This is a genomic window from Nonomuraea gerenzanensis (assembly GCF_020215645.1).
GTDB classification, from domain to species: Bacteria; Actinomycetota; Actinomycetes; order Streptosporangiales; family Streptosporangiaceae; genus Nonomuraea; species Nonomuraea gerenzanensis.
The window spans coordinates 11213169-11238716 of the sequence record NZ_CP084058.1 but is presented as its reverse complement, the minus strand read 5'-3'; the positions used below and the strand labels follow the sequence as shown (position 1 = coordinate 11238716).

The window sequence follows — 25548 nt, the reverse complement described above, 5'->3', positions numbered from 1 at the left end:
CCAGGGTAGCGGGGAGTCACCGTGCAAGCACACCGAGTCAGCTATCCGATCGTTCCGGAAACCTCCCCCAATGTCAGCCCGGCGGCGGTGGCCCTGATCGTCACCGTGTCGCCGTCCTGGAGGAAGGCGCGCGTGTCGCCGCCCGCCAGCTTGATCGGATCGGTGCCGTTCCAGGTCAGCTCGATGAGCGAGCCGCGCTGGTCCCGCTCGGGGCCCGAGATCGTGCCGCTGGCGAACAGGTCCCCGGTGCGCAGCGAGGCCCCGTTCACCGTCAGGTGCGCGAGCATCTGGTCGGGCGTCCAGTACATGGCCGAGTACGGCGGCCGCGCCACGACCTCCCCGTTGAGCAGGATCTCCAGCTCGATGTCCAGGCCCCAGTCGCCCTGCCTGCGCAGGTACGCGGCCGGCTCCGGGTCCTGGGCGCGGCCGGGGATCCTGGGCAGCGCCTCCAGCGGCGTCACCCAGGGCGAGACCGACGTGGCGAACGACTTGGCCAGGAACGGCCCCAGCGGCACGTACTCCCACGCCTGGATGTCGCGCGCGCTCCAGTCGTTGACCAGCGTCACGCCGAACACGTGGTCCTCGAACGCTCCGGCCGGCGAGCCCATGGAGGTCGGCACGCCCACCACGAACCCCAGCTCCGCCTCGATGTCGAGCTTCTCGCACGGCCCGAACCTGCCGGCCCCGAGCTGCCCCCGCGGCCTGCTGACCGGGGTCCCCGAGACCACGACCGTGCCCGCCCTGCCGTGGTAGCCGACGGGCAGGTGCCGCCAGTTGGGCTGCAGCGGCTCGGAGCCGGGGCGGAAGATCTTGCCGATGTTGCTCGCGTGGTCGATCGAGCAGTAGAAGTCGACGTAGTCGGCAACCTCGAACGGCAGGTGCAGCTCCACCTGCTCCAGGGGGATCAGGTGCCGCTCCGTGACGGACCGGTCGGTGGTGAGCTTGTTCTGGATCAGGGCCCTGGTGTCGTGCCAGGCCGCGCGGCCCCTGGCCATGAACGGGTTGAGCGAGGGGGCGGCGAAGACCTCGTCGTGCAGGGCGGCTGCCAGGTCGAGCACCTTGTCGCCGTACCGGACGCCGACCCTGGGCTCCCGCCCGGGGCAGGAGAAGACGCCGTAAGGCAGGTTGCCCACACCCCAGCTCATGCGATCAGCCCCAGGGTGCGCAGGTCGTCGATCGGCGTGCTGGTGCTGCACGAGCCGTAGCTCACCAGCAGCTGCCGGGCCCGCCGCGCCGTGTCCTCGCTGACGGTGGTCGCCAGCCGGACGAGGTGGCCGACGTCGGTCGTGCGCAGCACGGGGGCGGGGTCGCGGCCCTCCACGGCCTCGCAGACGCCCAGCAGCAGGTTCAGGAATCCGTGCCGGTCCACGCCGAGCGAGGGGTCGAAGTGGCGGACGGCGTGGTGCAGCCCGGCGGTGGCCTTGAACGCGATGCCGCTCTCCGCGCAGGACCTGATGAACTGCGCCAGGTGCTCCACCGGCGGGAACGCCTCGGCCGTCGCGCCGCCGCAGCGCACCTTCAGCCCCACCCCCTCGGGCAGGTCCATGGCCAGCTTGCGCGGCGGCACCTCGGCGAACAGCCGCACGCCGTCGCGCAGCCCGAGCCGCCCCACCAGCTCCTCGACGGAGGTGTCGGGCGGCAGCGGCGTCTCGACGTAGTCGACCGGCAGGTCGCCCCAGTCGGGCAGCGTGCTGGTGTCCGCGATCAGGCCGATCCTGCTCGGCCGGTACTCCATGCCGCGCAGCCGTTCCAGGCGGCTGGCCGGGCAGAGGAAGCGGTGGGTGAGGACCTCGCTGCCGCGCTCCCGGTCGCGCCGGTTGCGGGCCAGGGCCTCGTCCATGTGCAGGGACGTCGGCGGGAACAGGCCCGCGTCGTCCACCAGAGCGGTGTACAGGCTCGTCGCCGTGGAGACGCTCATCGTGCCCAGGTCCAGGCGTATCCGGGGTCCTCGCAGGACAGCGCGCCCTGGCCGAGGTCGAGCGGGCGGAACGTGTCGACCATGACGGCCACCTCGCTGGTCGTCGTGACGCCGCGCGCGACGGCGTCGATGACCGCCTCCACCGCGCCGGGCTGCGGCCCGTGGGTGAAGCCGGCCGGGTGCAGGGAGATGGAGCCGACGTCGATGCCCGAGCCCGCGCGGGCCGAGTAGTCGCCGCCGACGTAGAACATGAACTCGTCGGAGTCCACGTTGTGATGGTTGTACGGGATCGGCACGGCCTCCGGGTGGTAGTCGAGCGGCCGGGGGCAGAACGAGCAGATCACGAACCCGGGCCCCTCGAAGGTCTGGTGCACCGGCGGCGGCGCGTGCGTCTTCTTCACGATCGGCTCGAAGTCGTCGATGTTGAACGCGAACGGGTAGAGGTAGCCGTCCCAGCCGACCACGTCGAACGGGTGGTGGCGGTAGACGAGCCTGGTCAGCCCGCCGCGCGTGCGGACCAGGACCGGCACCTCCTCGCCCTCGACGACGAGCGGCTCGGACGGGCCGCGCAGGTCGCGCTCGCAGTAGGGGGCGTGCTCCAGGAACTGGCCGTACTGCGACAGGTAGCGCTTGGGCGGCCTGATGTGCCCGGCCGCCTCGATGGCCAGCACGTTGACCTGGCCGTCGGGCACCCAGCGGTGGATGGTGCCGGTCGGGATCACCACGTAGTCGCCCTCGGCGGCCTCGATCACGCCGTAGGTGGACTCGAAGCGCACCCGGCCGCGCTGCACGTACACGCACTCGTCGCCCATGGAGTTGCGGTAGAGCTCGCTGGGCCGGTCGCTGGTGGCGTACGACAATCGGACGTCGCCGTTGCCGGCCAGCGTCATCCGGCCGGAGACCAGGTCGCCCGCGGTGCTCAGGTCCTGGGTGCGGAAGTGGCGTGGTGAGAGCGGCAGGTTGGGCTTCAGCCGCGTCTCCACGGCCGGCGTGACCGCGTCCGCCTTGATGATCGCGGTGGGCAGGTGGCGGTGGTAGAGCAGCGAGGAGTCGGACGAGAAGCCCTCCTCGCCCATCAGCTCCTCCGCGTACAGGCCGCCGTCCGGCCGCCTGAACTGCGTGTGCCGCTTTCTCGGCACCTCTCCCACGACCCGGTAGAACGGCATGGGCCCCTCCCTGCCTGTCCGACTATCGGACGAAAGTGTCCTCTATATGTGACTACCGTCCGCTATGGCCGCGGAGATGTCAACCCAGGGCGGCGGCCAGCTCGGCCGCGGCGGCCACCACGCGCGGCCCGGCCGACTCCTCCAGCGGCCCGAACGTCACCACCCCCACCGACGCCTCCAGCCACGGCAGGCCGGTCACGGGCGCGGCGACACCCCGCGCCCCCTCCTGCAACTGCCCCTCCGTCACGAAGTAGTCGTGCCGCCCCTCGCGCAGGGCCAGGATCGCCTGCCCCGCCGCGCCCCTGGCCAGCGGATGGCGCGAGCCCTCGCGGTAGGCCACGTGCATCCTCGTCCAGGACGGCTCCACCACCGCGACGGCCAGCCCGTCGTCACCCTCGGCCACGGTCAGGTGCGCGGTCGCGCCCACCTGCTCGGCCAGCCGCCGCAACGTCGGCACCGCCGCCGCGCGCAGCAGCGGCTGCACCGCCTGGGCCAGCGCCAGCACCCCGAATCCCAGGTGCACCCGCCCCTCGGCGTCCCTGCGCACGAAACCCTCACTCAGCAACGTCGTGAGCAGCCGGTACACCACGGGACGGCTCAGCGACAGCTCGGCGCTCAGCTCGGTCGGCGTGCGCCCGCCCTTGCCGTCGGCGAGCAGTCTGAGCAGGCGGAGCCCGCGCTCCAGGGTCTGGGCTGATTCAGCGGCCATGCGACCGATTATGGGGTGCCGCCCGCACGGTGAAGAGGAGGTGAACAGGGGTACGTATCGACGTGGAAGAGCCGGGGGGTAATGATGCGGCAAAGGTGGGTGCTCCTGCTTGCCGGGCTGGCGCTGTGTGCCCTTTCACCTGTCATGCCGTCGATCACCACCCCGATGGTCGAGGTGTCCCGCGCGACGCCCGTCGACCAGAGCCTGGTGGAGAGCACGTTCTACGTCACCGTGGGCATCGAGGTGAGCCAGTGGCTGCTGCCCGTCGCCAAGGGCGTCACCTTCCGTCCCGCCTACCTCGCGGTCGGCGTCCAGGTCGACCAGGAGGGCCGCCTGTACGGCAAGCCGCAGCGCTCCGGCACGTTCGTCGCCACGGTGCAGGTCTGCGAGGGCCGGTCCTGCCGCGAGCAGGACGTCACGCTGGTGGTGCTGGCCAACGTGCCGTGGGAGCCGCGCGAGCTGACCTTCCCCGGCAAGGCCGGCACGGCGCTGAACGGCGAGATCGGCATCAACGGCGGCCCCGCCGGGGTGGTGCCCACCTTCACCGTGACCGACCACGACAAGGTCCCCGAGGGCGTGAGCATCGGCCCCGACGGGCACGTGGGCGGCGTCCCGGCGGCACCCGGTATCTCCGAGGTGCCGGTGCGCGTCTGCGTGGCGGGCAACTGTGCGGGCGTCGTCGTCCGGCTCATCATCGTCTGAGTCTTGTGGCGGAGCCCGGTTTCCGGTCACGGTGGTTCCATGAAATCGGTCATTGTGGTCGGAGCGGGCATTTGGGGGTCGTCACTGGCGTTGCGGCTGGCCGAAACCGGCTGGCGGGTGACGCTGATCGAGCAGCACAGGCCGGGGCACGTCCGGCAGGCCAGCGCGGGCGAGACGCGGCTGCTGCGCTGCGCGCACGGCGCCGACGACTGGTACGCCCGCCGCGCCTGGGAGGCCAGGGACGGCTGGCGGCGGCTGGGCGAGCGGGCAGGGGAGCAGCTCTACCTGGAGGCGGGGATGGTCTGGTTCGCCAGGACCCCCGACGGGTGGGAGCACGCCAGCGCCCAGGTGCTCAAGCGGCTGGACATCGACTGTGAGGTGCTGGACCCGCGAGAGGGCACCAGGTTCTTCCCCGACTTCGCCGGCGACGACCTCAGCTTCCTGCTGTGGGAGCCGCACGCGGGCGTGATCAGGGCCAGGCGGGCCACCCAGGTGACCGCCGGCCTGGCGGTGGACGCCGGGGCCCGGCTGGTCAGGGCGCGGGCGCTGCCCGTACCGGGGCAGGCCGCCGTCGAGGTCGACGGCGAGGTCCACCGCGCCGACCGCGTGGTGTGGGCGTGCGGCGCCTGGCTGCCCCGGCTCTTCGACGGGCTGCCGATCACCGTGACCAAGCAGGACACGCTGCACTTCGCGGTGCCGGCCGCGTGGTCGGTGCCCGAGACGCCCGCCTGGGTCGACTACGACGCCTCCGCCTACGGGCACGGCGACGTGGACGGGGTCGGCATGAAGTCCACCTCCGACGCGGAGGGGCTGCCGTACGAGCCGGAGCACGGCAGCCGCGTGGTGGACGCGGACAGCGTCGAGCGGGCCGCCGCTTACCTGGGCCGCAGGTTCCCCGCGCTGGCGGGGGCGCCGGTGGTGTTCAGCCAGGTCTGCCAGTACGCGATCACCCCGGACGCCGAGTGGCTGCTCACCGAGACCGCGCCCGGCGTGTGGCTGCTGGGCGGGGACTCGGGGCACGGGTTCAAGCACGGGCCGGTGCTGGGCGCGTACGTGGCGGGCGTGCTGGACGGCGAGCACGCGCCGGAGCCGCGCTTCGGCCCGCACGAGCGGATCCCCACCCGTGGCCTGCGGACAAGCGGCCAGGTGGGGTAGGGCGGGCCCCACCGGAACTCGGGGGACGGCGGGCATGCCGCGCGGGGGGCGCGCGGCGGAGACTGCGGTATCACCACTTCTCCGGAGGTTCCGCTATGAGCACCACCACCGTCGTCGTCAAGGCCGAGACGCCCCCGCCCGTCGTGCACACCGCCGCCATGCTCTGGCTGGCGGCCGTCGCGTTCGGCGCGTTCGAGGCCGTGCTGATGATCGGCAGCCTGTTGTACGAGGGCGCGCCGGTGCTCGGCCTGCTGCCCCAGGCCGGGTTCCGGCTGGCCGTGTTCGCCGGGGCGGTCTTCCTGACGCTGAAGCTGAAGGACGGCGCCAACTGGGCGCGCTGGACACTGGCCGGGACGCTCGGCGTGTTCGGCACGTTGTCGCTGGTGAAGGAGCCGGTCGAGTGGCTGCTCGCGGGCGGCTCGATCGCCGAAGCCATGGCCGGGGCCGACGCGCTGGCGTGGGCGTTCGCGGCCAGCCGGGTGCTGCACGTGCTGGCCGTGCTGGGGGCGCTGGTGCTGATGTTCCAGCCCAGGGCCAACGCCTACTTCAGGTCCGCGTGAGCGGTGGCCTGCGGCTGGGGCGCGCGCAGGTTGCGCACGCCGGGCGACAGCAGCGCGGCCAGCGTGGAGATCACCACGATGACCGCGCAGCCGAGCAGCGACTCCTCGGTGCCGAACCAGCCTGCCGCGGGCCCGGCCAGCAGCAGCCCGATCGGGCCGAACATCATCGAGCCGAGGATGTCGTACGAGCTGACCCGCGACAACGAGTCGGCCGGGATCTCCCGCTGCATCGTGGTCTGCCAGAGCACGCCGAACACGTCGAAGCACACGCCGAACACGAACGCCCCCGCCACGATCACCCAGAGCGGCGCGTCCAGCCCGAGCAGCAGGTACGGCAGGGCGGTCGGCAGGCACAGCAGCACCCCGACCAGGATCGGGCGGCTCGGGCGCAGCCGCAGCGAGATCAGCACCCCGGCGATCGTGCCGACCGCCTCCCCGGCCAGGAAGCCCGACCAGGCCAGCGGGCCGCCGAGGCTCTCCTTGGCCAGCAGCGGGCCGAGCACGCCGTGCGCGGCCTGGATGGCCATCACCAGCAGTGAGAACTGCGCGACCACCACCCAGATCCACTGCCGCGAGCTGAACTCGCGCCATCCGTCCCGCAGGTCGGCCAGCACCGAGTGGGTCTCGCCGTCCCGCCGGTCGGACGTCTCCAGCCGCAGCAGCGCGACCAGCACGCCCGCCAGGGCGAACAGCGCGCCGCTCATCACCAGCGCCCAGCCGCCGCCGAAGAGCACGACCATGCCGCCGCCGAGCACCGCGCCCGCCACCCGCGAGGCGTTCGCGCCCAGGCCGAGCAGGGCGTTGCCGGTCTGCAGCCTGTCCAGGGGGACGACCTCGGGGATGATCCCGGTCAGCGCAGGGAACGTGACCGCCGTCGCCACCCCGGCCAGCGCCGAGGCCGCGATCAGCGCGGGCAGCGGGGTCCAGCCGGTGAGCAGCATCGCGCCCAGCGCGAAGAACCCGGTGGCCATCAGGAACTCGCCCGCCATCATCACCCGGTGGCGCGGCAGCCGGTCCGCGATCACGCCGCCGACCAGCATGAACAGGATCATGGGCAGCGACTCGGCGGTGAGCACCACCGACAGCGTGGAGGCGTCGGCGCCAGGCAGGTTCAGGATGCCGAACGCCAGCGCGACCGGGGCGAACGCGCTGCCCAGTACGGAGATCGTCCGGGCCGACAGCAGGAGCGCGAAACGACGGTCCTTGAGCAGGCCGAGATCGCCTAGATTGCCGTGCATTTTCCGCAAACCCCCTGAAAAACAGCCAAACCCTGCCATTCTGCCGCAGCGAAGGTGCTGTGTCGTCTGCTTATTCCTTGTCACTTCGGCAACAAGATCCGTCGCGGATTGTGCCGGTGCCGGGCAAGAATCGCGCCTGCTTCTCCCGTAATTTGCTAGGTCCTGCTCACGGTGAGGGGACCAGGCATGCGCGAGACGCTGATCGCACAGGTGGCCCGGTGGGCCCGGGAGCTCCCGGAGGCGCCCGCGTACACGTTCGTGGACCACCTCGCGGGCGGCGCGCGGCACACGCTCACCTGGGCCCGCGCCGACCTCAGGGCCAGGGCGCTGGCCGTGCGGCTGCGCGAGCTGGCCGGTCCTGGCGACCGCGTCGCGGTGCTCGTGCCGCAGGGGCTGGACTACGTCGTGGCCATGATCGGCGCCATGTACGCGCGGCTCGTCGCGGTGCCGCTGTTCGCGCCGGGGCTGCCGGGGCACGGCGAGCGGCTGGCCGGGGCGTACGCCGACGCCGACCCCATGATCGTGCTGACCACGACCGCCGCGCTGCCCGGCGTCACCGAGTTCCTGGCCACCGCCCAGGCCCCCAAGCACGTGCTCGCCGTGGACACCGTCTCCGACCTGCTCGCCGACGAGTGGGAGCCCGAGCCGACCGGCCCCGGCGACCTCGCCTACCTGCAGTACACCTCCGGCTCCACCCGCGCGCCCGCCGGGGTCGAGATCACCCACGGCAACCTCACCGCCAACGCCACCCAGCTCTGGGAGCTGTTCAGGGCCAGGCCCAGGACCTCGGTGGCGGCGCTGTGGCTGCCGCTCTTCCACGACATGGGGCTGGTCGCCACCGTGGCGATGCCGATGATGGGCGGGAACCTGGCGGCCTTCATGGATCCGGTGGCGTTCGTGATGCGGCCGGTGCGGTGGCTGCGGCTGCTGTCGGAGTTCACCGACGTGTTCACGGCCGGGCCCAACTTCGCCTACGAGTACACGTCCGCCCGCGTCACCCCCGGGGAGAAAGCCGGGCTGGACCTGTCCGGGGTGCGGGTCATGCTGAACGGCGCGGAGCCGGTGCGGCCGGGGGCGATCGAGGCGTTCGACGCGGCCTTCGCCGGGTGCGGGCTGCGGCCCGAGGCGCACACGCCCGCGTACGGGCTGGCCGAGGCCACCGTCTTCGTCGCCGCCACCGGGCGGGACGAGCGGCCGGTGGTGACCACGTTCGACCGCGACGCGCTGCGCGACGGGCGCGCGGTGCCGGCCGCTCTTGGCTCTCGCCTCGTGTCCTGCGGCCGTCCGTACGGTCAGCGGGTGCGCGTCGTGTCCGGCGGCCGGGCGCTGCCCGATGGCGAGGTGGGCGAGATCTGGGTGCGGGGGCCGAACGTGGCACGCGCCTACTGGCGGGACGCCGCCCGCAGCGCGGAGGTGTTCGGGGCGGTGCTGGAGGGGGAGGAGGGCACCTGGTTGCGCACCGGGGACCTGGGCGTGCTGCACGACGGGCGGCTGTACGTCACCGGGCGGATCAAGGACCTGGTCATCGTGGACGGGCGCAACCACTACCCGCAGGACATCGAGGCCACCGTGCAGGAGGCGCACCCGGCGGTGCGGCGGGACCGCGTGGCGGCCTTCGGCGTCCCGGGCGACCCCGGGGCCACCGGCGGGGCGGGGGAGCTGCTCGTCGTGGTGGCAGAGCGGGCGCGGGGCGGGGAGGGCGCCGACGTGGCGGAGGTCGGGCGGGCGGTGCGGGCCGCCGTCCGGAAATATCACGAATTATCGGTGCACGACTTCGTGCTGACCGGCGCCGGAACCGTGCCGAGGACGTCCAGCGGCAAGATCGCCCGGCGGGCGTGCCTCCAGGCGTACCTGGAGGGACTGTTTGTTTGAGTGGGCGGGCCGGCTGGTCTACCGCGGCCGGTGGACGCTGCTGGCGCTGACCCTGGCGGCGGCGGTCCTCGTCGCGCCGCTCGGCCTGGAGCTGTTCGGCCGGATGGCCGACGGCGGCTTCGAGGACCCGCGCGCCGACTCCACCACCGCCGCCCGCTGGAACGACGAATGGTACGGCGGCCACGCCCCCGACGTGGTCGTGCTCTACCGGCACCCCACCGTCAAGGTGCGCGACGCCCGTTACAAGGCGGCCGTGCACGACTCGCTGCGGGCGCTGCCGGGCCGGCACGTGCGGGCGATGGCCACGTACTGGACGACCCGGTCGAAGAAGATGGTCTCCGAGGACGGGCACGCCACGTACGCGATCGTCACCCTCAAGGGCGACGAGCAGCGCGCCTACGCCGCCATCGCCGACCGGCTCAGGAGCGTCGAGAACCTGCACGTGTCGATCGGTGGCTCCGTCCCCCTCCTCGACGAGCTCAACGACCAGACCGCCGCCGACCTCACCCGCGCCGAGGTCATCTCCATGCCGGTGCTGCTCGTGCTGCTCGTCGTGGTCTTCGGCAGCCTCGTGGCCGCCGGGCTGCCGCTGGTCGTGGGGCTGCTCGCGGTACTCGGCGCGCTGGTGCTGCTGCGGCTGCTCACCTCCGTCACCGAGGTGTCCGTCTTCTCGCTGAACGTCGTCACCATGCTCGGGCTCGGCCTGGCCATCGACTACTCGCTCTTCGTGCTCAAGGCGTTCAGGGAGGAGATCGCCCGCGGCGCCACGAACGAGCAGGCCGTCGTGCGCACCATGGCCACGGCCGGGCGCACCGTCGCCTTCTCCGGGCTGACCGTGGCCACGGCGTTGCTCGGGCTGCTGCTGTTCCCGCAGATGTTCCTGCGCTCGATCGGGCTCGGCGCCGCCGCCGTGGTGCTGGTCGCCGTGGCGGCCGCGCTGATCGTGCTGCCCGCCGTCCTCGGCGTGCTCGGGCCGCGGGTGAACGCGCTGCGGATCACCCCCGACTTCGGGCCGCGCGGGCAGGGTGGGCTGTGGCACGCCGTCGCCTCCAGCGTGATGCGGCGGCCCGTGCTGTACCTGGTGGCGGTGACCGTCGTGCTGGTGGCGCTGGCGGTGCCGTTCCTGCACGTCAAGTTCGGGAACGTGGACCACCGCGTGCTGCCCGCCACCTCCGAGGGCCGCCGCGTCGCCGAGACCCTCGACCGCGACTTCGCCCGCAACGCCATGGCCGCCATCGACGTGCACGTCCTGGTCGAACGCTCCTTCACCGAACCGGCGCCGCTCCCGGGACCGCTCGGCCGGGGACACACCCCGATCAGCGCCGTCACCGGTGTCAGCCCCGTGGACGTCCGGCCCCTGGTGCGGCGCCTGGAACGGCTGCCCGCCGTCACGGAGGTCGAGGTCGCGGGGTTCTCGCAGGCCCGCGGGGCGGTGCGGCTGGCCGTGCGGTACGCGGCCGACCCGATGTCCGACGAGGCCCGGGCGCTCGTCCGGGCCATCCGGGGCCTTTCGCCCGAGCCGAACGTGCGGCGGGTGGTGGTCGGCGGGCCCACGGCGGCCCAACTGGATCTCCAGGACAGCCTGGTCGCCACGTTGCCGTGGATGGCGCTGGTGGTGTGCTCGGCCACGGCGGTGTTGTTGTTCGCCGCGTTCGGGTCTGTGGTGCTGCCGATCAAGGCGTTGTTGATGAATGTGTTGTCCATCGGGGCCTCGTTCGGGGTGATCGTGTGGGCCTTCCAGGACGGGCACCTGGCCGCTCTCCTGAACTTCACCCCCACCGGCGCCATCGAGGCGACCGTGACCGTGCTCATTCTGGCTGTGGTGTTCGGGTTGTCGATGGATTACGAGTTGTTCCTGTTGTCGCGGGTGCGGGCGGAGTGGTTGCGGACGGGGGACAACGCGGCTGCTGTGGCTGTGGGGTTGCAGCAGACAGGCGGGGTGATCAGTAGTGCGGCCTTGTTGCTGCTGGTGGTGATCGGGGCGTTTTCCACGGCTGGGATCACGATCGTGAAGTTGTTGGGGGTGGGGATGTTTGTGGCGATCGTGGTGGATGCGACGTTGGTGCGGGCTTTGTTGGTGCCTGCTTCCATGCGGTTGATGGGTGGGGTGAATTGGTGGTTGCCGCGGTCGTGGCGGGCATTTCATCGGCGCATCGAGCTTCGCGAAGCCCCGGTCCCGACTCCGGTTCCCGCACCTGCACGCGCCCTGGCCTCCGCGCCCGGCTCCGCGTCAGTGGCGGCGTCTGCGACTGTGCCCTTGCCGGAGGCCGCATCACCGGGGGTGACCGTGAACGGGCGGCCGGCCATCTTCGGGGCGGACACCGACCCTGTGCCGCTCCCCGCTCCGATCACGCGATCCACCGCCCGCGAGCCTGGGAACGCCCGGCCCCAGGACGCCCGGCCCCGGAGCGCCCAGCCTGAGCGGCGGCCGGCGTGGGTGCGGGTGACGGAGCGGCGTACGCGCGTGGTGCGACCGCTCCCGGGCGGCGGATGGACGTGGGCGGAGGTGGACGAGTGAGCCTGACCGTCACCCGAAGAGGGCGGCAGCGGCGATCAGCCAGGGCCTGGCCGCTGTTCCTCGTCACGGGCCTGGCCGGTTTCATGACCACGCTGGACAACACGATCGTCACCGTCGCCATCCCCACCATCCAGCGCGACCTCGGCGCGAGCCTGGCCGCCCTGGAGTGGGTGGCGACGGGCTACATCCTCACCTTCTCGGGCCTCATGCTCGCCGGCGGCCGCCTGGCCGACGTCCACGGCCACCGCCGGGTCCTGCTGGCGGGCCTGGCCGCGTTCACGGCGGCGTCGCTCGGCGCGGGCCTGGCCGGCTCGATCGAGGTGCTGGTCGCGGCCCGGCTGGCGCAGGGAGCTGGGGCGGCGCTGATCCTGCCCGCGACGCTGGCTGCGCTGGCCGGGCGGGAGGAACGGCAGCGGTCCACGGGGGTGGCCGTGTGGATGGCCTCCGGCGCGGCGGCGCTGGCGCTCGGGCCGGTGGCGGGCGGTTATGTCAGCCAGCACGCGCACTGGAGCTGGGTGTTCCTGGCCAACGTGCCGCTGGGCGCCCTGGTCATGGGCCTGGTCGCCGTGGGTGTGCCTGATGGTGCGGGCGATTCCGCTCGCCCGGCTTATGGTGCGGGCGATTCCGCTCGCCGAGCTGCTCCTGCGAGCGGGCCGGCCCATCGGGCTGCTGCTGCGGCCCGGCGCCCGGGGTGGCGGGAGCTGGACGTGCCCGGGGTGGTGGCGTCGGTGGTGTTCCTGGCGGCCGGCACGTTCGCGTTGATCCATGGAGGCGCGCACGGGTGGACGTCTCCGGCCGTCGTGGTGGCGGTGCTGGTGTGCGCGGGTGGTGGTGCGGCGTTCGTGGTGGCGGAGCGGCGGGCCAGGGAGCCGATGGTGGAGCCGGGGTTGTTCAGGGTGCGGAGCTTCGCGGGCGGGGTGGCGGCGCAGGTGCTCTGGGGGCTCGGGGTGAACGGGGTGTTCTTCTATACGGCGATCTTCCTGCAAGAGGTGCTCGGGTTCACGCCGACGGCCTCCGGGGTGGCGTTCGTGCCGTTGGCGTTGCTGGTGGTGGTCGTCACGCCGGTTGTGCCGGTGGTGGAGCGGTGGCTGGGGGCCGGGCGTACGGTGGCGGCCGGGCTCGTGCTGGTGGCCGGTGGGATGGCGTTGGCCGCGACGCTGGAGGCTGGAGACGGGTGGGGGCGGTTGCTGCCTGCCGTGTGTGCCATCGGGGTGGGGTCGGCGTTGACCATGCCGCTCGGGTCGGCGGTGCTGGGGGCGGTGCCGGAGGCGAGGGCTGGGGTGGCGGGTGGGATCTTCTCGGTGAGTCGTGAAATTTCGGGACTTTTTGGGATCGCTGCTGTTGGGGTGATCGTGCATGCTGCCGGGGCCTTTGCTGCCGGGTATGCGGTGGGGCTGTTGGTGGCGGCTGGGTTGGTGCTGGTCGGGGCGTTGATCAGTCTGGTGAGTCTGCCGTGAGGGTGGTGGTGCTGGGGTTCGGGTCGCGCGGGGACGTGCAGCCGTGTGCGGCGCTGGCCCACGAGCTCGCGGCCCGCGGTCACATGGCCACGCTCGTCGCGGCCGGCCGGTACGCCTGGCTGGCCGGGCGCGGTGATCGGACCGCCGCGCAGGCAGCACCCAGCCACCGCAACACGGCGCGGGCGATGCCTGAAGACCGGAACGCCGCGCAGGCAGCGCCCGGTGTGGCGTTCGCGCCGATCGGCGTGGACCCCGTGGCGATCGTGGAGAGCGAGGAGGGGCGCCGGTGGTTGCGGAGCGGCCCGCTGGGTTTCGTGCGTGGCTTCAGAACCGTGGTGGAGCCGCTGGCCACCACCCTGGTCAAGGAGGTGGACGCCGCCTGTGCGGGCGCCGACCTGGTGCTCGCCCCCGCCCTCGGCGCCTTCGGCAGGCACCTGCACGACCGGTACGGCACCCCGTACCGCATCCTGCACTTCCAGCCCAGCGAGCCCACCCGGGAGTTCCCCAACCCCCTGGTCCCGCTGACGACCCTTGGTTCCCTGGGCAACAGAGCCAGCTACGCCCTGGTGGAGCGGCTCGGCTGGCTGGCGCTCGGGAGGATGGTCAACCGGCTGCGGGCCGAGGTGCTGGGGCTGGGGCCGTTGCGGGGGAGCCCGTTCGCGGCGGATCGGCGGGCGCGGGTGCCGGTGTTGTGCGGGGTCAGCCCGCACGTGGTGTCCCGGCCGGCGGACTGGCCGGGGCACGTGCACCTGACCGGATACTGGCGGCTGCCGAACGGGGAGCCGGGAGGCGGGATCGAGGATTTCCTGGAGGCCGGACCGGCGCCGGTGTTCGTGGGGTTCGGCAGCATGGTGCCGGACGAGCCGGAGCGGGTGGCGGCCGCGGTGGTGGGCGCGTTGCGGCTGGCGCGGCTGCGGGGGGTCGTGCAGGGGCTGCCGGTGGCGGAGGACGACGACGTGCGGGTGGTGGGGGAGGTGGCGCACGAACGGCTGTTCCCGAGGATGTCGGCCGTGGTGCACCACGGAGGGGCGGGGACCACCGGGGCGGCGCTGGCGGCGGGGGTGCCGAATGTGGTGTGCCCGTTCTTCGCCGATCAGCCGTTCTGGGCCCGCCGGGTGGTGGCGTTGGGAGCAGGGCCCCGGCCGTTGCCTGTGAGCAGGCTGACCAGGCGGGAATTGGCGGCGCGATTGATCGCCGCACGTGAATATCGGGAAAACGCCGCACGACTGGGACGGCTACTACATGTTGAGCATGGCGTGAAGAACGCCGTAGATCTCATTGATCGTCCTTGATCGTCCGGATATTGTTCATATGCCCACGATCACCCCCTGGAAGTTAGGTGCCATGAGACGGCGGCTACGGCAGGTCTTCATCATCGGTCTCACCCTTTCGCTGCTCGGCATCGGGGTTCCGGCCTATTCCGAGGACGGCGACAGGAACTGCAACAGCGACCTGCCCGCCGGCACCCCGTCGTACGTGGTCTGCACCTGGCTGAACACGCCGGAAGAGGCCCTGGAGACGGCGATGTTCTGGCTCGGCAACGACGGCCAGAACATGGAGGACGCCGCGCCGATCCCTCCGATCATGATCGACTGCAGCGAGGAGGGCAACTCCTGCCCGACCGACTCCGAGGGTGACGGTCAGCTGCACGACGTCGACGGGCCCGACGTGCCGGGCGCCGAGGACGGCGGCACGCCGGAGTGCCAGAACGGCGAGCAGTGCTACGTCGACCCGAACACGATCACCGAGGCCGAGAAGACCGCCGCCCAGGAGACCCCGGCAGGCCAGGCCACGCAGGCCATGGCGCAGACCCAGACCACCATGCGGGTCTGGATCGAGACCGAGCTGGCCGACGACTACAAGGCCGGCAAGCTGACCGAGGCCGCCAAGAGGATCGCCGCGCTGGTCGCCACGCAGCCCGGCGTCGTGGGGGTCAGGTTCACCTCGCAGCTCGGCTACAACCAGACCTTCACCACGGCGGACGAGCTGGACAAGTTCGTCTCCGAGACGGCGACCGCGCTGCGCACCCTGCTGCCCGGCAAGAAGCTCGCCGCGCACACGGTGGTGCCGGTGTTCGGCTGCGGCACGGACCAGACCTGCACCGCTGAGATGACCAAGAAGTACCCGCTGCTCGACCCCGAGCGCATCGGCGCCTGGCTGAGCAAGGGTTACCTCGACCAGCTCGCCCTCGACAGCGGCCACCTGGCCACCGCGTACGCCACCTGGAAGATCGACGCCACCGCCGCCCAGCGCAATCAGTGGGCCCAGGTCCAGGGCCGCGCCTGGGACGCCTACGCGCAGATCGCCACCGAGGACGCCTCCTTCACCGCCGCCGGCAGCTCCGCCCTCACCGAGGAGCAGATCACCAAGGCGATCGCCGAGCGCATCGCCGCGCCGCTGCGCAGCGACGCCGCCGAGACCGTCACGCTGTGGTCCCGCTGGCAGAACGAGCAGGGCCAGATCAACCGGATGTACGGCGAGAAGTGGGCCGCCAACGCCACGTGGGAGCAGCTCAAGAAGCTCGACACGATCAAGCCGCGCCTGGCCACCATCTACGACCCGGCCAACCCCGAGGTGGACCCGGCCACGGACCTGCAGAAGCTCTCGGAGGTGTTCGGCCAGGTGTACCTGCACACCTCCTGAGCCCCGAGACGACGAGAAGGGCCGGGCGCCGCCAGCATGGCGGCACCCGGCCCTTCTCCTTGTCAGCCGAAGTAGCCGTTCACGGTGGCGTTGGCCTGGTCGAGGCTGTTGACGTCGGCCTTGAAGGAGAAGATCGCGTCCATCGTCTCCGTCATCGTCGCGGTGATGTCGGCCCAGTGCTCGGCGATCGGCGCCAGGTGCGTGGTGCCCTGCTCGACGTGCATGGTGAACGGCTCGACGTCGATCCCGGCGTCCTTGAACGCCTGCTGCGCCTTCACCGTGGCCGTCTTGATCGCCGGGAACACGATCGCCTCCTTGGCCACGATCTCCTCCTGGCAGGCCGGCGAGCCGAGGAACTTGACCCACGCCCACGCCGCGTCCGGGTTGTCGGTGGTGGCGGAGATGTTGTCGGCCAGGCCGTTGAAGAGGCTGGCCCGCTTACCGGTGGGGCCGATCGGGGTCGGGGCGAGGGCCGACTTGACGTCCTTCAGGTTCCAGTACGTCTTGGTGTTCCAGCTTCCCTCGGTGACCATCGCGTACTTGCCCGCCCCGTACGCGTCGATCTGCCCGACCCCGGAGCTGGCGATGTCCATGGTGGGCATGTACCCCTTGTCGATGAGCGAGATGAACCACTTGATGGTCTCCTTGAACGTGGGGTCGGCGTAGTTGAACTTCGTGGGCCACGGGTTCTTGTCGCCGTACTGCCAGCCGTTGCTCATCGTGTACTGGCTCCACTCGGTCTGCCCGAAGCCGGCGCCGCTGCCGGCCAGGCCGAGGCCGTAGACGGCCACGTTCTTCTTGTCGAAGCCGGGCTCGTCGCCGCGCTTGCCGTTCTTGTCGACGGTGAGGCGGGCGATGACCTTCTCGTACGTGCCCCCGTCCTGCGGGTTCCACTTCAGCTCGGCCATCTCCTCGGGCTTGATGCCGGCGTCCTTCAGCTTCTCGGTGTTGTAGATCACCGCCACGGTGTCGAAGTCCTTCGGCAGCCCGTACCGCTTGCCGTCCTTGGCCACCCACAGGTCGGCCAGGCCGTCCTGGTAGATCGACAGGTCCACCTTGTCCTTGGTGACCTGGTCGTCGATGGGCATGATCTGGCTCTGGGCGGCCAGCTCGGGGTAGCGCGACAGGTGGCCGACGAAGACGTCGGGGGCGGTGCCGGAGACGAAGGCGGTGGTCAGCGTGTTCCAGTAGTCGTCCCAGCCGTACTGGGTGATCTTGACGGTGTAGTTCGGGTTCGCCTTGTGGAAGGCGTCGGCGCACGCCTGGTACTGGGGTTGCTGGGCGGTGTCCCAGAGCCAGTAGTCGATGGTGACGGGCCCGTCGGCGGCCTGCGGCTCCTCCTGCGCGCCGCATCCGGCCAGCAGCAGCACCGCCGCGCCCGCGACAGCAAGACAACGCTTCATCACAACAACCTTCCGTGGTGGGGGGCGGCGGTCACTTGACGCCGGTGTAGCCGATGGAGTCGATGACGCGGCGGCCTAGCACGGCGAACAGCACCATGATCGGCAACGCGGCGAAGAGGGTGGCGGCCATCAGGCCGGCCCAGTCGGGGCTGCCCTGGGGCGTCTGGGAGCGGAAGATGCCCAGCGCCACCGTGAGCACCCGGACGTTCTCCGCCTTGCCGACCAGCAGCGGCCAGAAGTAGTCGTTCCAGCTCGTGATGTAGGTGAGGATGGCCAGCGTGGCGATGGGCCCGCGGCTCATCGGCAGCACGATGCGGAAGAACGTGCGCACGTGCCCGGCCCCGTCGATGCGGGCGGCCTCCTCCACACCGGCGTTGATGCCGAGGAAGAACTGCCGCAGGAAGAACACCGCGAACGGCGTCATGAGCAGGTGCGGCAGCACGATCCCGAGGAAGGTGTTGAGCAGCCCCAGCTCCTTGATCAGCACGAAGTTGGGCAGCGTGGTGAAGATCGGCGGCACCATGAGCGCGGTGACGAAGAGCGTGAAGACGGCGTTCCTGCCGGGCCAGCGCAGCCGTGCGAAGGCGTAGGCGGCCAGCGCGCCGAAGAAGACCTGCCCGGCCGTGGTGACCGTGGCGACGACGATCGAGTTGCGCAGGTAGAGCCAGAAGTTCACGGTGCCGCTCGACCCGCCCTCCGCCACCGCCTCGGCGGTGCTCGACAGGCCGAGCACCCGGCGGTAGGCGCCGAGCGTGAAGTCCACGGGCAGCAGGTCGGCGGCCCCCGCGGCCAGCGCGCGGGTGTTGGAGAAGGACGTACGCAACATCCAGTAGAACGGGAACAGCGTCACCAGCATGACCACCACGAGCACGGCCCAGCCGGCCACCCGGCCCCAGCGGATCCCGGCCATCACGCCCCCCTCAGATCGGACTCGCCGGCGCGGGACAGGCGCAGCTGCAGGTACGCGATCCCGGCGAGCAGCACGAACAGCACGGACGACAGCGCCGCGGCGTAACCGAAGTTGAACCGGTTGAACGCCAGGTCGTAGATGTAGAAGTAGATGACCCTGGTGGCGTTGATCGGCCCGCCGGCCGTGGTGACCGCGATCGTGTCGAAGACCTGGAAGGAGCCGATCACGCTCAGCACCATGACCAGCGCCATCACCGGCCGCAGCAGCGGCAGCGTGACCCGCCAGAACGTGCGCCACTCCGAGGCCCCGTCGATGGCGGCGGCCTCGTACACGCTGGGCGGGATCATCTGCAGCCCGGCGAAGATGAGCAGCGCGGTGTAGCCCATGTGCCGCCAGGTGTTGATCCCCGCGATGGTCGGGATGGCCAGGTCGGAGCCGAAGAACGCGACCCGGTCGAAGCCCAGCCACTCGATGATGTTGTTGACCACGCCGAGCTGGAAGTCCAGCATCCAGAACCAGACCAGGGCCACGATCACGTTGGCGACGAGGTAGGGCAGCAGCACGATCCCGCGGACCAGCATGGATTTCGTCAGCCGGTACAGCAGGACGGCCAGCAGCATGGAGATCACCGTCTGGGAGACGATGTTGAGCACCACGTACTCGGCGGTGACCTTCAGCGCGTTCCAGAACAGGCGGTCGCCGAACAGCTTCTCGTAGTTCTCCAGCCCGATGAAGCGCGCCGGCGTGAGGACGTTGTACCTGGTCAGGCTGAGGTACGCGCCGCGGATCGCGGGCCAGAGGTAGAAGAGCGCGAAGCCGACGGCGGCGGGCAGCACGAACAGGACGGCGACGGGCAGGTCACCGAGCCGGCGCAGGAGCGGGGGACGGGGGGTGGGGTGCACTGTCCCCGGCACCGGTCCGGACGGGGTGCGGGGGGCGGCGCGGACGGTATCACTGGTCATACGACCTCCTAGTGCCCGCCGGCGGTTGATCAGCGGTGCAACAGCAGATGCTGGAGAGCGGTGACAGCCGCTCCCCTGGCCCACTCGTTGAAGGCGAAGGGCTTGACGACGACCCGTACGGGGGCGGTCGTCCAGTGGGTGTGGGCGGCGAGGGCGGTGTGGAACGCCCCCGCGCACACGTCGTACATGTGGACCGACTCGCCGGACAGGACGACGAGCTCGGGCCCGGTGAGGTTGGCGACGGTGGCGACGATCTGGCCGAGGGCGGCGCCGGCCTCGTCGAAGACGCGGCGGGCGACGGGGTGGCCGCCGGCCGCCAGCGCGAGGCAGTCGTCGAAGGTGAGCTCGGGCCGGTCGATCGTGACGGCGATCGAGCGGCGGATGGAGGGGGAGGAGGCGTAGGCGCGGGCGCAGCCGCGGTGGCCGCGCTCACACAGGGGGCCGCGGTCGTCGATCTGCAGGTGCCCCACCAGCCCGGTGGCGCCCGACTGCCCGGTGACCAGCCGGTCGCCGACGACGAGCCCGCAGCCGATCCCGGCGCCGACCGTCACCAGCGCGAACGACGAGTGCCCGACACCTTCGCCGAACCACTGCTGCACGGCCGTCAGCGCCCGCACGTCGTTGTCCAGCACGGTCGGCACGTGCACGGCCCGCTCGACCAGCTCGGCCAGCGGTAGCTGGCTCCAGCCGAGGAACGGCGAGGTGTGCACGACCGGGTCGCTGGGCGTGGCGGTGCCGGCCAGGCTGATGCCGACGGCCGACAGGGGCCGCTCCGGCACGGTCAGCTCCCCGACCACCTCGGCGATCTGGCCGAGCACGTGGTCGATGTCGTGGTCCGCGAGCGGCCTGGACGTCTCGCCCTGGACGGTGGCCGCCAGGTCGGTGCGTACCGCGAAGAGCTCGTCCTCGGTGAGCTTGATCCCGACGAACGACATGCGCGAGGCGTCCACCTGCAGCGGCTGCGAGGGCCGCCCGACGGTAACCGGGCCCTCCTCGCCGCTCGCCTCCAGCAGGTAGCCCGCCTCGATGAGCGGCCTGGTCAGCTTGGTCAGGGCGGACGGCGACAGGGCCAGCCGCCGCGCCACCTCCGCCCTCGACAGGGGGCCGTGCACGAGCAGCTCGACGAACACGGAACGCATGGCGTCGGTCAGCCGCACAGGGTCCGTGGCGGTGTGTGAGAACACGGGGACATGCTTGAGGCTATTTATTCATTCTGTCAAGTAAAGCCGTGGTGTGGGTCACAACTTCTCCGCATGGCGTGCTGGCTTTCATTGACCTGGTGCATTAAGGCGGGTTAGTCTCCAGCCGCCTGAACGATCCACGCAGCTCGGGGGACGCCGATGCCCGTAATCCCGCTCGACGACCACCATTGGGCACTGACCACGCCCGCCTCCACGTACGTCATGGGCGTGGACATCGACCCGGACACCGGGGAGGCCGCGCCGCGCCAGACGTACTGGGGCCCGCGGCTGACCGCCGAGGCCGCGCGGCAGGTCACCGGCCTGCCCCGGCGGCACGTGTCCAGCTTCTCCACACCCGCCGAGATCGAGGAGCTGCTGCCGGTGGACGGCGGCAAGCGGTGGGGCTCGCCGTCGCTGCAGGTCGCGTTCGGCGACACGCGCTCGGTCGAGCTGCGCTTGGCCGGGGCGGAGCGGCACGAGGAGGGCGGCGGCGCCGAACGGCTCGACGTGCTGCTGGCCGACGCCCACCACCCGTTCGAGGTCGTGCTGTCGCTGCGCGTCCGCGACGACACCGACGTCATCGAGCGCTGGACGACCGTCAGGGCCGGCACCGAGGTCGCCGTCACCCGCCTGGACTCCGGCAACTGGTTCGTGCCCGACGCCCCCGCCTACCGCTACAGCGGCGTCTTCGGCGCCTGGGCCGAGGAGTCGCAGCTCCAGCGCGGCCCGCTGCCGGTCGGCGAGCTGGTCTTCACCAGCCGCCAGGGCATCACCAGCCACGTGGCGAACCCGTGGGTGATGATCGACGCGGGCGCGGCGACCGAGGAGCACGGCGAGGTCTGGGGCGTCACCCTGGCCTGGAGCGGGAGCTGGCGCCTGACCACCACGCAGCGGCCGGAGGGCGGCGCCTGCGTCTCCGGCGGCTTCGGCCACGACGGCCTGCGCTGGACGCTCACGCCGGGCGAGGAGCTGGTCACGCCGTCCGCGCTGGGGCTCTACAGCACCGGCGGGTTCGGCGGGGCCAGCAGGGCCTGGCACGCGTACGCGCGCGGGCACGTGCTGCCGACCCCCGCCGAGGAGCGGCCGGTGCTGTACAACTCATGGGAGGCCACGGCGTTCGCCGTCACCGAGGCGCAGCAGCTCGCGCTGGCCAAGACCGCGGCCTCGATCGGTGTCGAGCTGTTCGTCATCGACGACGGCTGGTTCGGCCGCCGCGACGACGACACCACCTCGCTGGGCGACTGGTTCCCGCACCGCGAGCGCTTCCCCGACGGGCTGCGCGGCATGCTCGACGGCATCCGCGACCTCGGCCTGCGGGTCGGGCTGTGGGTGGAGCCGGAGGGGCTGAGCAAGGAGAGCGAGCTGTATCGCGCGCATCCCGACTGGGCGCTGCACATGGAGCACCGCCGCCGCGACGAGAAGCGCGGCCAGCTCGTGCTCAACTTCGCCCGCGACGACGTACGCGCGTGGGCGCTCGGCTGGCTCGACGGGCTGGTCACCGAGCTGCGCCTCGACTACCTCAAGTGGGACATGAACCGCCCGTTCACCCAGGCGGGCTGGCCGGAGCGGAGCGACGGCCAGGACCGGGTCTGGATCGAGCACACCCGCGGCGTCTACCAGGTGATGGCGGCGCTGCGGGAGCGGCATCCCGGCCTGCGCATCGAGTCGTGCGCGGGCGGCGGCGGCCGGATCGACCTCGGGATCCTGCGCCACACCGACGAGGTCTGGCCCTCCGACAACACCGACGCCCGCGACCGGCAGACCGTCCAGCACGGGTTCTCCCAGCTCTACCCGGCCGGCACGATGTCCGCCTGGGTCACCGACTCGCCCAACCCGACCACCCGCCGCGAGATGCCGCTGCGCTACCGCTTCCACGTGGCGATGGCGGGCGTGCTGGGCATCGGCGGGAACCTGTCGGAGTGGTCCGACGGCGAGCTGGAGACGGCGGCCGAGCTGATCGCCCAGTACAAGCGGGTCCGCAGGACCGTGCAGCACGGCGCGCAGTACCGCCTGGCGGGCACGCCGGGACAGGAGCGCTCCGCCGTGCAGTACGTGCTGGACGACCAGGTCGTGGTGCTCGTCTACAACCCGCTCGGCAACGCCAAGCGCGGGCCGCGCACGCTCCGGCTGACCGGCCTCGACCCCGAGGCGCTGTACGAGCTGGAGGCCGACGGCTCCCGCTGGCACGGCGGCACCCTCATGGGCGCCGGCATCAGGCCCGCCGCGTGGGAGCCGATCGGCGCCGACCACCGCAGCGAGCTGGTGGTGCTGCGGAAGCTGTAGCCCGGCCACCGCACGCCCGGCCTGTGGCCCCGGCCACGGCATGTCCTGGCCGTTAGGGTCTCGTGGGGGTGCCCACTGGCCCTGTCGTCGCTCGGGCGGGCCGTGAGAGTTTGAGCCATGGACGGGTCACCGGCCGCGATCGTGTCGGTGGTGGCCCGCGTGGGGGTATCACCGGTAGCGAAGGGGGCTTCACCATGGCCGAGAACTTCACGGAACTGCCCGCCCCGTCGTCCGTGCGGGTGATCGACTTCGAGGAGGCGCGGGTCGTGCCGGGCATCGTGCCCCGCTCGTTCATCCTCATCGTCAGCGGTACGAAGCCGTACCTGAACATGACCGTCACGCTCTCCCCGCTGGTCTACGTCAAGCAGCCGGAGTACTGGGGCATCGAGGTCGTCGGGACGCTGCCGGGCATCGGCCTGCCCGCGACGGCGCCGTACACGGTGGCGCTGCCGCTCGACGGCATCCTCGGCACCAAGGGGATCGAGGTCATCGGGGCCGGCAACCGCAAGACCTTCGACGTTCCATAGGAGGCGATGTCCGGTATGACGCAGGCTGGGGACGCGATCGCCGGCGAGGCCGTGCGACGCGCCCTGGCCAGCGTGGACGGCACCGCCTACACCGTCCTGCCCGGTGGCGCGCGCATGCCGCACCTGCCCGACCCGGCCGTCGTCGCCGGCATGCTGGAGCGGCTGGAGGTCGGGCCGGGGCACCGGGTGCTGGAGGTCGGCACCGGGTCCGGGTTCTCCGCCGCCGTGCTGTCGCGGCTGGTGGGGCCCGGCGGGCAGGTCACCTCCATCGACATCGAGGCCCGGCTGTCCCGCCGGGCCGCCCGCCTGCTGGCCGACGACGGCTGCGGCAACGTGCGGCTGGTGACGGGCGACGGCACGCGCTGGGCTCCGGACTCGCGCTACGACCGGGTGATCGCCTGGGTCGCGCCCGTCCGGATCCCGGACGTCTGGGTGCGGCAGGCGGTGCCGGGGGCGGTGCTCGTCAGCCCGGTGCACCTGGCCCCGCTGGCCCGCGCCATGGGCGTGGCCCGCCTGCGCCGGGGCGCCACCCCCGACCAGCTCACCGCCGACCTGCTGATGCCCGGCGGCTTCGCCGAGGCCAGGCCCGAGCCGCAGGACCAGTGGCCGGTGCCCTCCTACGGCGTGGACGCGCTGACCCGCGACGCGGCGGGCCGCATGTGGTGGGTGGCCGCCGAGTGGCTGCGCGCCCACGAGCCCGTCGTCGGCATGCGCCTGCTCGAACTGATGATCACCGACGGGCGCGGCGGCGCCGGCTGGCCGGGCGCCGTGGACCTGCACGCCTACCTCATGGCCGCCCGCCCCGACGGCCTCACCACCGCCTCCCTCGGCGCCCACGGCTGGGGCGTCGGCTGCTCGGAGCCGGGCGGCGTGGCCCTGCTCTGCCCCTCCGGCGACCTCTTCCTGGCGGGCACCCCCGCCGCCCTCGACCGGCTCGGCGCGTGGACGCGCGAGTGGCGCGAGCACGGGCAGCCCGGCATGTCCGGCCTGACCCCACGCCTGCACCGGCGCGGCTCCGGGTGGGACGTGCGGGCGGTCGTGCCGCCGCGCTAGGCGCCGAGCGCCTTGCGGATCATCGGGTACGAGCTCTTGAACTCCCTGATCCAGTACGGCCACGTGTGCGTGCCGTTGCCGTACAGGTGGAGCTTGTGCGGGATGCCCAGCCGCTTGAGCCGCTCGCTCAGCGCCTTGCCCGTGTACGCCGAGATCGGCTCCCCCAGGTGGGCCGGGTGCCACGGCGAGCCCGGCGGGTCGAGCGGGCCGTTGAAGCTGTTGGTGCCGCTGGAGAGGTAGAGGCTGACGCCCCTGAGGCCGGCGGCCAGCGCGAGAGGGTCGTTGGCGGCCCACACCCGCTTGTCGCGCCGCGGGTCGCCCCACAGGGCCAGGGGGTCCTGCTTCTCGCTGGCCTGGGCGTTCATGATGACCGCCGGGATGCCGGGCAGGCGGGTGGCCAGGATGCCGCTGTAGGCGCCGGCGAAGCGGAACATGCCCCGGTAGCGCGCGGCGTACTTGACGGCGCCGTACGCGCCCATCGACAGGCCGGCGATCGCGCGGCGGGTGCCGGCGCGGTAGCCGATCTCCAGCAGCCTGCGCACCTCGTAGGTGTGGAAGGTGGCCCACGCGGGCGGCCCGCCCCTGCCGCCGTTGTGCCAGTCCGTGTAGTTGCCCGCGCGGCCCGCCTCCGGCATGACGACGATGGCGTCCAGGTCGGCGGTGTAGGTGGCCAGGTCGGTCATGCGGGTCCACGAGGTGTAGTCGTCCGCGCCGCCGTGCAGCAGGTACAGCACCGGCCACGTCCGCCTCGCGCTCTTCGACCAGCCCTGAGGGAGGAGCAGGCGCACGGGCAGCATGCGGCCGACCGACGGGGAGGAGATGAGCACGTCCAGGGTGCGGGCGTCGAGGCGGCGCTCGCGCACCACGCGGGCCTGGCCGGGCAGCGCCTTCTGCCAGGGCAGGTAGCCGGTGTCACGAGCTGGCCGGGTCGGCTGCGCGGTGGGCTCGCCGCCTTCCGGGACCAGTGACCAGTCCGGGTCGGCGCGGGCGGCGGCGACGCCGGGCGCGGACAGGACGAGCAGCGGCACCGCCGCCACGACCAGCAGGCGGCGCATGGCCGGGCGCGTGCGTGCGGACCGCGTGCGTGAGGTCATGGTCATGCTCCTTCGCCGGGAGTGCAGGCGAGGGTAGGCGGTGCGGCGGTGGCGGGGCTATGAGCGTCCGTACGAAAATCCGCCGCTCGTTCCGCCCCGCCGGATAAATCATCACCGGCGTGACAAAACGCGGCCGAGGAATGTTCCGTCCGGGCCTGACCCTCGCCCCGGGCCCGTGGGTATCTTGGCCGATCACC

The 25548-nt window shown here is 72.0% G+C and carries 21 protein-coding genes; 11 read left to right on the top strand and 10 right to left on the bottom strand.

Annotation, left to right across the window (positions count from 1 at the left end):
- Positions 1-41: 41 nt before the first annotated feature.
- From fahA to LCN96_RS52310, 4 genes are all read right to left on the bottom strand, one after another.
- Positions 42-1145 (bottom strand): fumarylacetoacetase, encoded by a 1104-nt coding sequence (gene fahA / locus LCN96_RS52325; protein ID WP_225269846.1) that lies wholly within the window; start codon positions 1143-1145, stop codon positions 42-44.
- The gene (locus LCN96_RS52320; protein ID WP_225269845.1) at positions 1142-1918 is read right to left on the bottom strand and encodes a hypothetical protein; all 777 of its coding nucleotides are present in this window, start codon (positions 1916-1918) and stop codon (positions 1142-1144) included. Before LCN96_RS52320 ends, fahA begins: the two co-directional genes overlap by 4 nt.
- Entirely contained in the window at positions 1915-3084 is a 1170-nt protein-coding gene (locus LCN96_RS52315) for a homogentisate 1,2-dioxygenase (protein ID WP_225269844.1), read from the bottom strand. The genes LCN96_RS52320 and LCN96_RS52315 overlap by 4 nt, the downstream gene beginning before the upstream one ends.
- Positions 3085-3163: 79 nt before the next feature.
- Positions 3164-3793 (bottom strand): IclR family transcriptional regulator, encoded by a 630-nt coding sequence (locus tag LCN96_RS52310; RefSeq protein ID WP_225269843.1) that lies wholly within the window; start codon positions 3791-3793, stop codon positions 3164-3166.
- Between the two features lie 144 nt (positions 3794-3937).
- On the opposite strand from LCN96_RS52310, the gene LCN96_RS52305 reads away from it, so the two are divergent.
- From LCN96_RS52305 to LCN96_RS52295, 3 genes are all read left to right on the top strand, one after another.
- Complete coding sequence (locus tag LCN96_RS52305) at positions 3938-4495, top strand: hypothetical protein (RefSeq protein ID WP_225269842.1); 558 nt, start codon at positions 3938-3940, stop codon at positions 4493-4495.
- A gap of 39 nt (positions 4496-4534) precedes the next feature.
- On the top strand, positions 4535-5650 hold the full coding sequence (locus tag LCN96_RS52300; protein ID WP_225269841.1) for an NAD(P)/FAD-dependent oxidoreductase: 1116 nt from the start codon (positions 4535-4537) through the stop codon (positions 5648-5650).
- Between the two features lie 95 nt (positions 5651-5745).
- On the top strand, positions 5746-6210 hold the full coding sequence (locus tag LCN96_RS52295; RefSeq protein WP_225269840.1) for a hypothetical protein: 465 nt from the start codon (positions 5746-5748) through the stop codon (positions 6208-6210).
- On the opposite strand, the gene LCN96_RS52290 is transcribed toward LCN96_RS52295, so the two are convergent.
- Positions 6192-7448, bottom strand: coding sequence for an MFS transporter (locus LCN96_RS52290; RefSeq protein WP_225269839.1), 1257 nt, complete (start codon positions 7446-7448; stop codon positions 6192-6194). The two genes, LCN96_RS52295 and LCN96_RS52290, sit on opposite strands and share 19 nt — an antisense overlap.
- Before the next feature lie 186 nt (positions 7449-7634).
- On the opposite strand from LCN96_RS52290, the gene LCN96_RS52285 reads away from it, so the two are divergent.
- The 5 genes from LCN96_RS52285 to LCN96_RS52265 are packed head-to-tail and all read left to right on the top strand — an operon-like array spanning position 7635 to position 15938.
- Positions 7635-9320, top strand: a complete 1686-nt coding sequence (locus LCN96_RS52285) for a fatty acyl-AMP ligase (RefSeq protein WP_225269838.1) — start codon at positions 7635-7637, stop codon at positions 9318-9320.
- On the top strand, positions 9313-11838 hold the full coding sequence (locus tag LCN96_RS52280) for an MMPL family transporter (protein ID WP_225269837.1): 2526 nt from the start codon (positions 9313-9315) through the stop codon (positions 11836-11838). The genes LCN96_RS52285 and LCN96_RS52280 overlap by 8 nt, the downstream gene beginning before the upstream one ends.
- Positions 11835-13295: an MFS transporter gene (locus LCN96_RS52275; RefSeq protein WP_225269836.1), complete on the top strand. Its 1461-nt coding sequence runs from the start codon at positions 11835-11837 to the stop codon at positions 13293-13295. The genes LCN96_RS52280 and LCN96_RS52275 overlap by 4 nt, the downstream gene beginning before the upstream one ends.
- Positions 13292-14587, top strand: coding sequence for a glycosyltransferase (locus tag LCN96_RS52270; protein WP_225269835.1), 1296 nt, complete (start codon positions 13292-13294; stop codon positions 14585-14587). Before LCN96_RS52275 ends, LCN96_RS52270 begins: the two co-directional genes overlap by 4 nt.
- Before the next feature lie 52 nt (positions 14588-14639).
- Entirely contained in the window at positions 14640-15938 is a 1299-nt protein-coding gene (locus LCN96_RS52265) for a hypothetical protein (protein WP_225269834.1), read from the top strand.
- Between the two features lie 62 nt (positions 15939-16000).
- Here LCN96_RS52265 and LCN96_RS52260 read toward each other — a convergent pair whose 3' ends face one another.
- From LCN96_RS52260 to LCN96_RS52245, 4 genes are read right to left on the bottom strand one after another with little or no spacing between them, the layout of a single operon-like run.
- On the bottom strand, positions 16001-17341 hold the full coding sequence (locus LCN96_RS52260; RefSeq protein ID WP_225269833.1) for an ABC transporter substrate-binding protein: 1341 nt from the start codon (positions 17339-17341) through the stop codon (positions 16001-16003).
- Positions 17342-17372: 31 nt separating this feature from the next.
- The gene (locus LCN96_RS52255) at positions 17373-18251 is read right to left on the bottom strand and encodes a carbohydrate ABC transporter permease (RefSeq protein ID WP_225269832.1); all 879 of its coding nucleotides are present in this window, start codon (positions 18249-18251) and stop codon (positions 17373-17375) included.
- Entirely contained in the window at positions 18251-19213 is a 963-nt protein-coding gene (locus LCN96_RS52250; protein ID WP_225269831.1) for a carbohydrate ABC transporter permease, read from the bottom strand. The genes LCN96_RS52255 and LCN96_RS52250 overlap by 1 nt, the downstream gene beginning before the upstream one ends.
- A gap of 29 nt (positions 19214-19242) precedes the next feature.
- Positions 19243-20397 carry an ROK family transcriptional regulator gene (locus LCN96_RS52245; RefSeq protein WP_225269830.1) on the bottom strand — a complete coding sequence of 385 codons (1155 nt, stop codon included), beginning with the start codon at positions 20395-20397 and terminating at the stop codon, positions 19243-19245.
- Between the two features lie 156 nt (positions 20398-20553).
- Here LCN96_RS52245 and LCN96_RS52240 point away from each other — a divergent pair, with 156 nt between their 5' ends.
- The 3 genes from LCN96_RS52240 (at position 20554) to LCN96_RS52230 (ending at position 24257) form a co-directional block, all read left to right on the top strand.
- Positions 20554-22677 carry an alpha-galactosidase gene (locus LCN96_RS52240; RefSeq protein WP_225269829.1) on the top strand — a complete coding sequence of 708 codons (2124 nt, stop codon included), beginning with the start codon at positions 20554-20556 and terminating at the stop codon, positions 22675-22677.
- A 194-nt stretch (positions 22678-22871) separates the two neighbouring features.
- Entirely contained in the window at positions 22872-23204 is a 333-nt protein-coding gene (locus LCN96_RS52235; protein WP_225269828.1) for a hypothetical protein, read from the top strand.
- A 15-nt stretch (positions 23205-23219) separates the two neighbouring features.
- Positions 23220-24257, top strand: coding sequence for a protein-L-isoaspartate O-methyltransferase family protein (locus LCN96_RS52230; protein WP_225269827.1), 1038 nt, complete (start codon positions 23220-23222; stop codon positions 24255-24257).
- On the opposite strand, the gene LCN96_RS52225 is transcribed toward LCN96_RS52230, so the two are convergent.
- Positions 24254-25351 carry an alpha/beta hydrolase gene (locus LCN96_RS52225; protein WP_225269826.1) on the bottom strand — a complete coding sequence of 366 codons (1098 nt, stop codon included), beginning with the start codon at positions 25349-25351 and terminating at the stop codon, positions 24254-24256. The genes LCN96_RS52230 and LCN96_RS52225 overlap by 4 nt on opposite strands.
- Between the last annotated feature and the right edge of the window lie 197 nt (positions 25352-25548).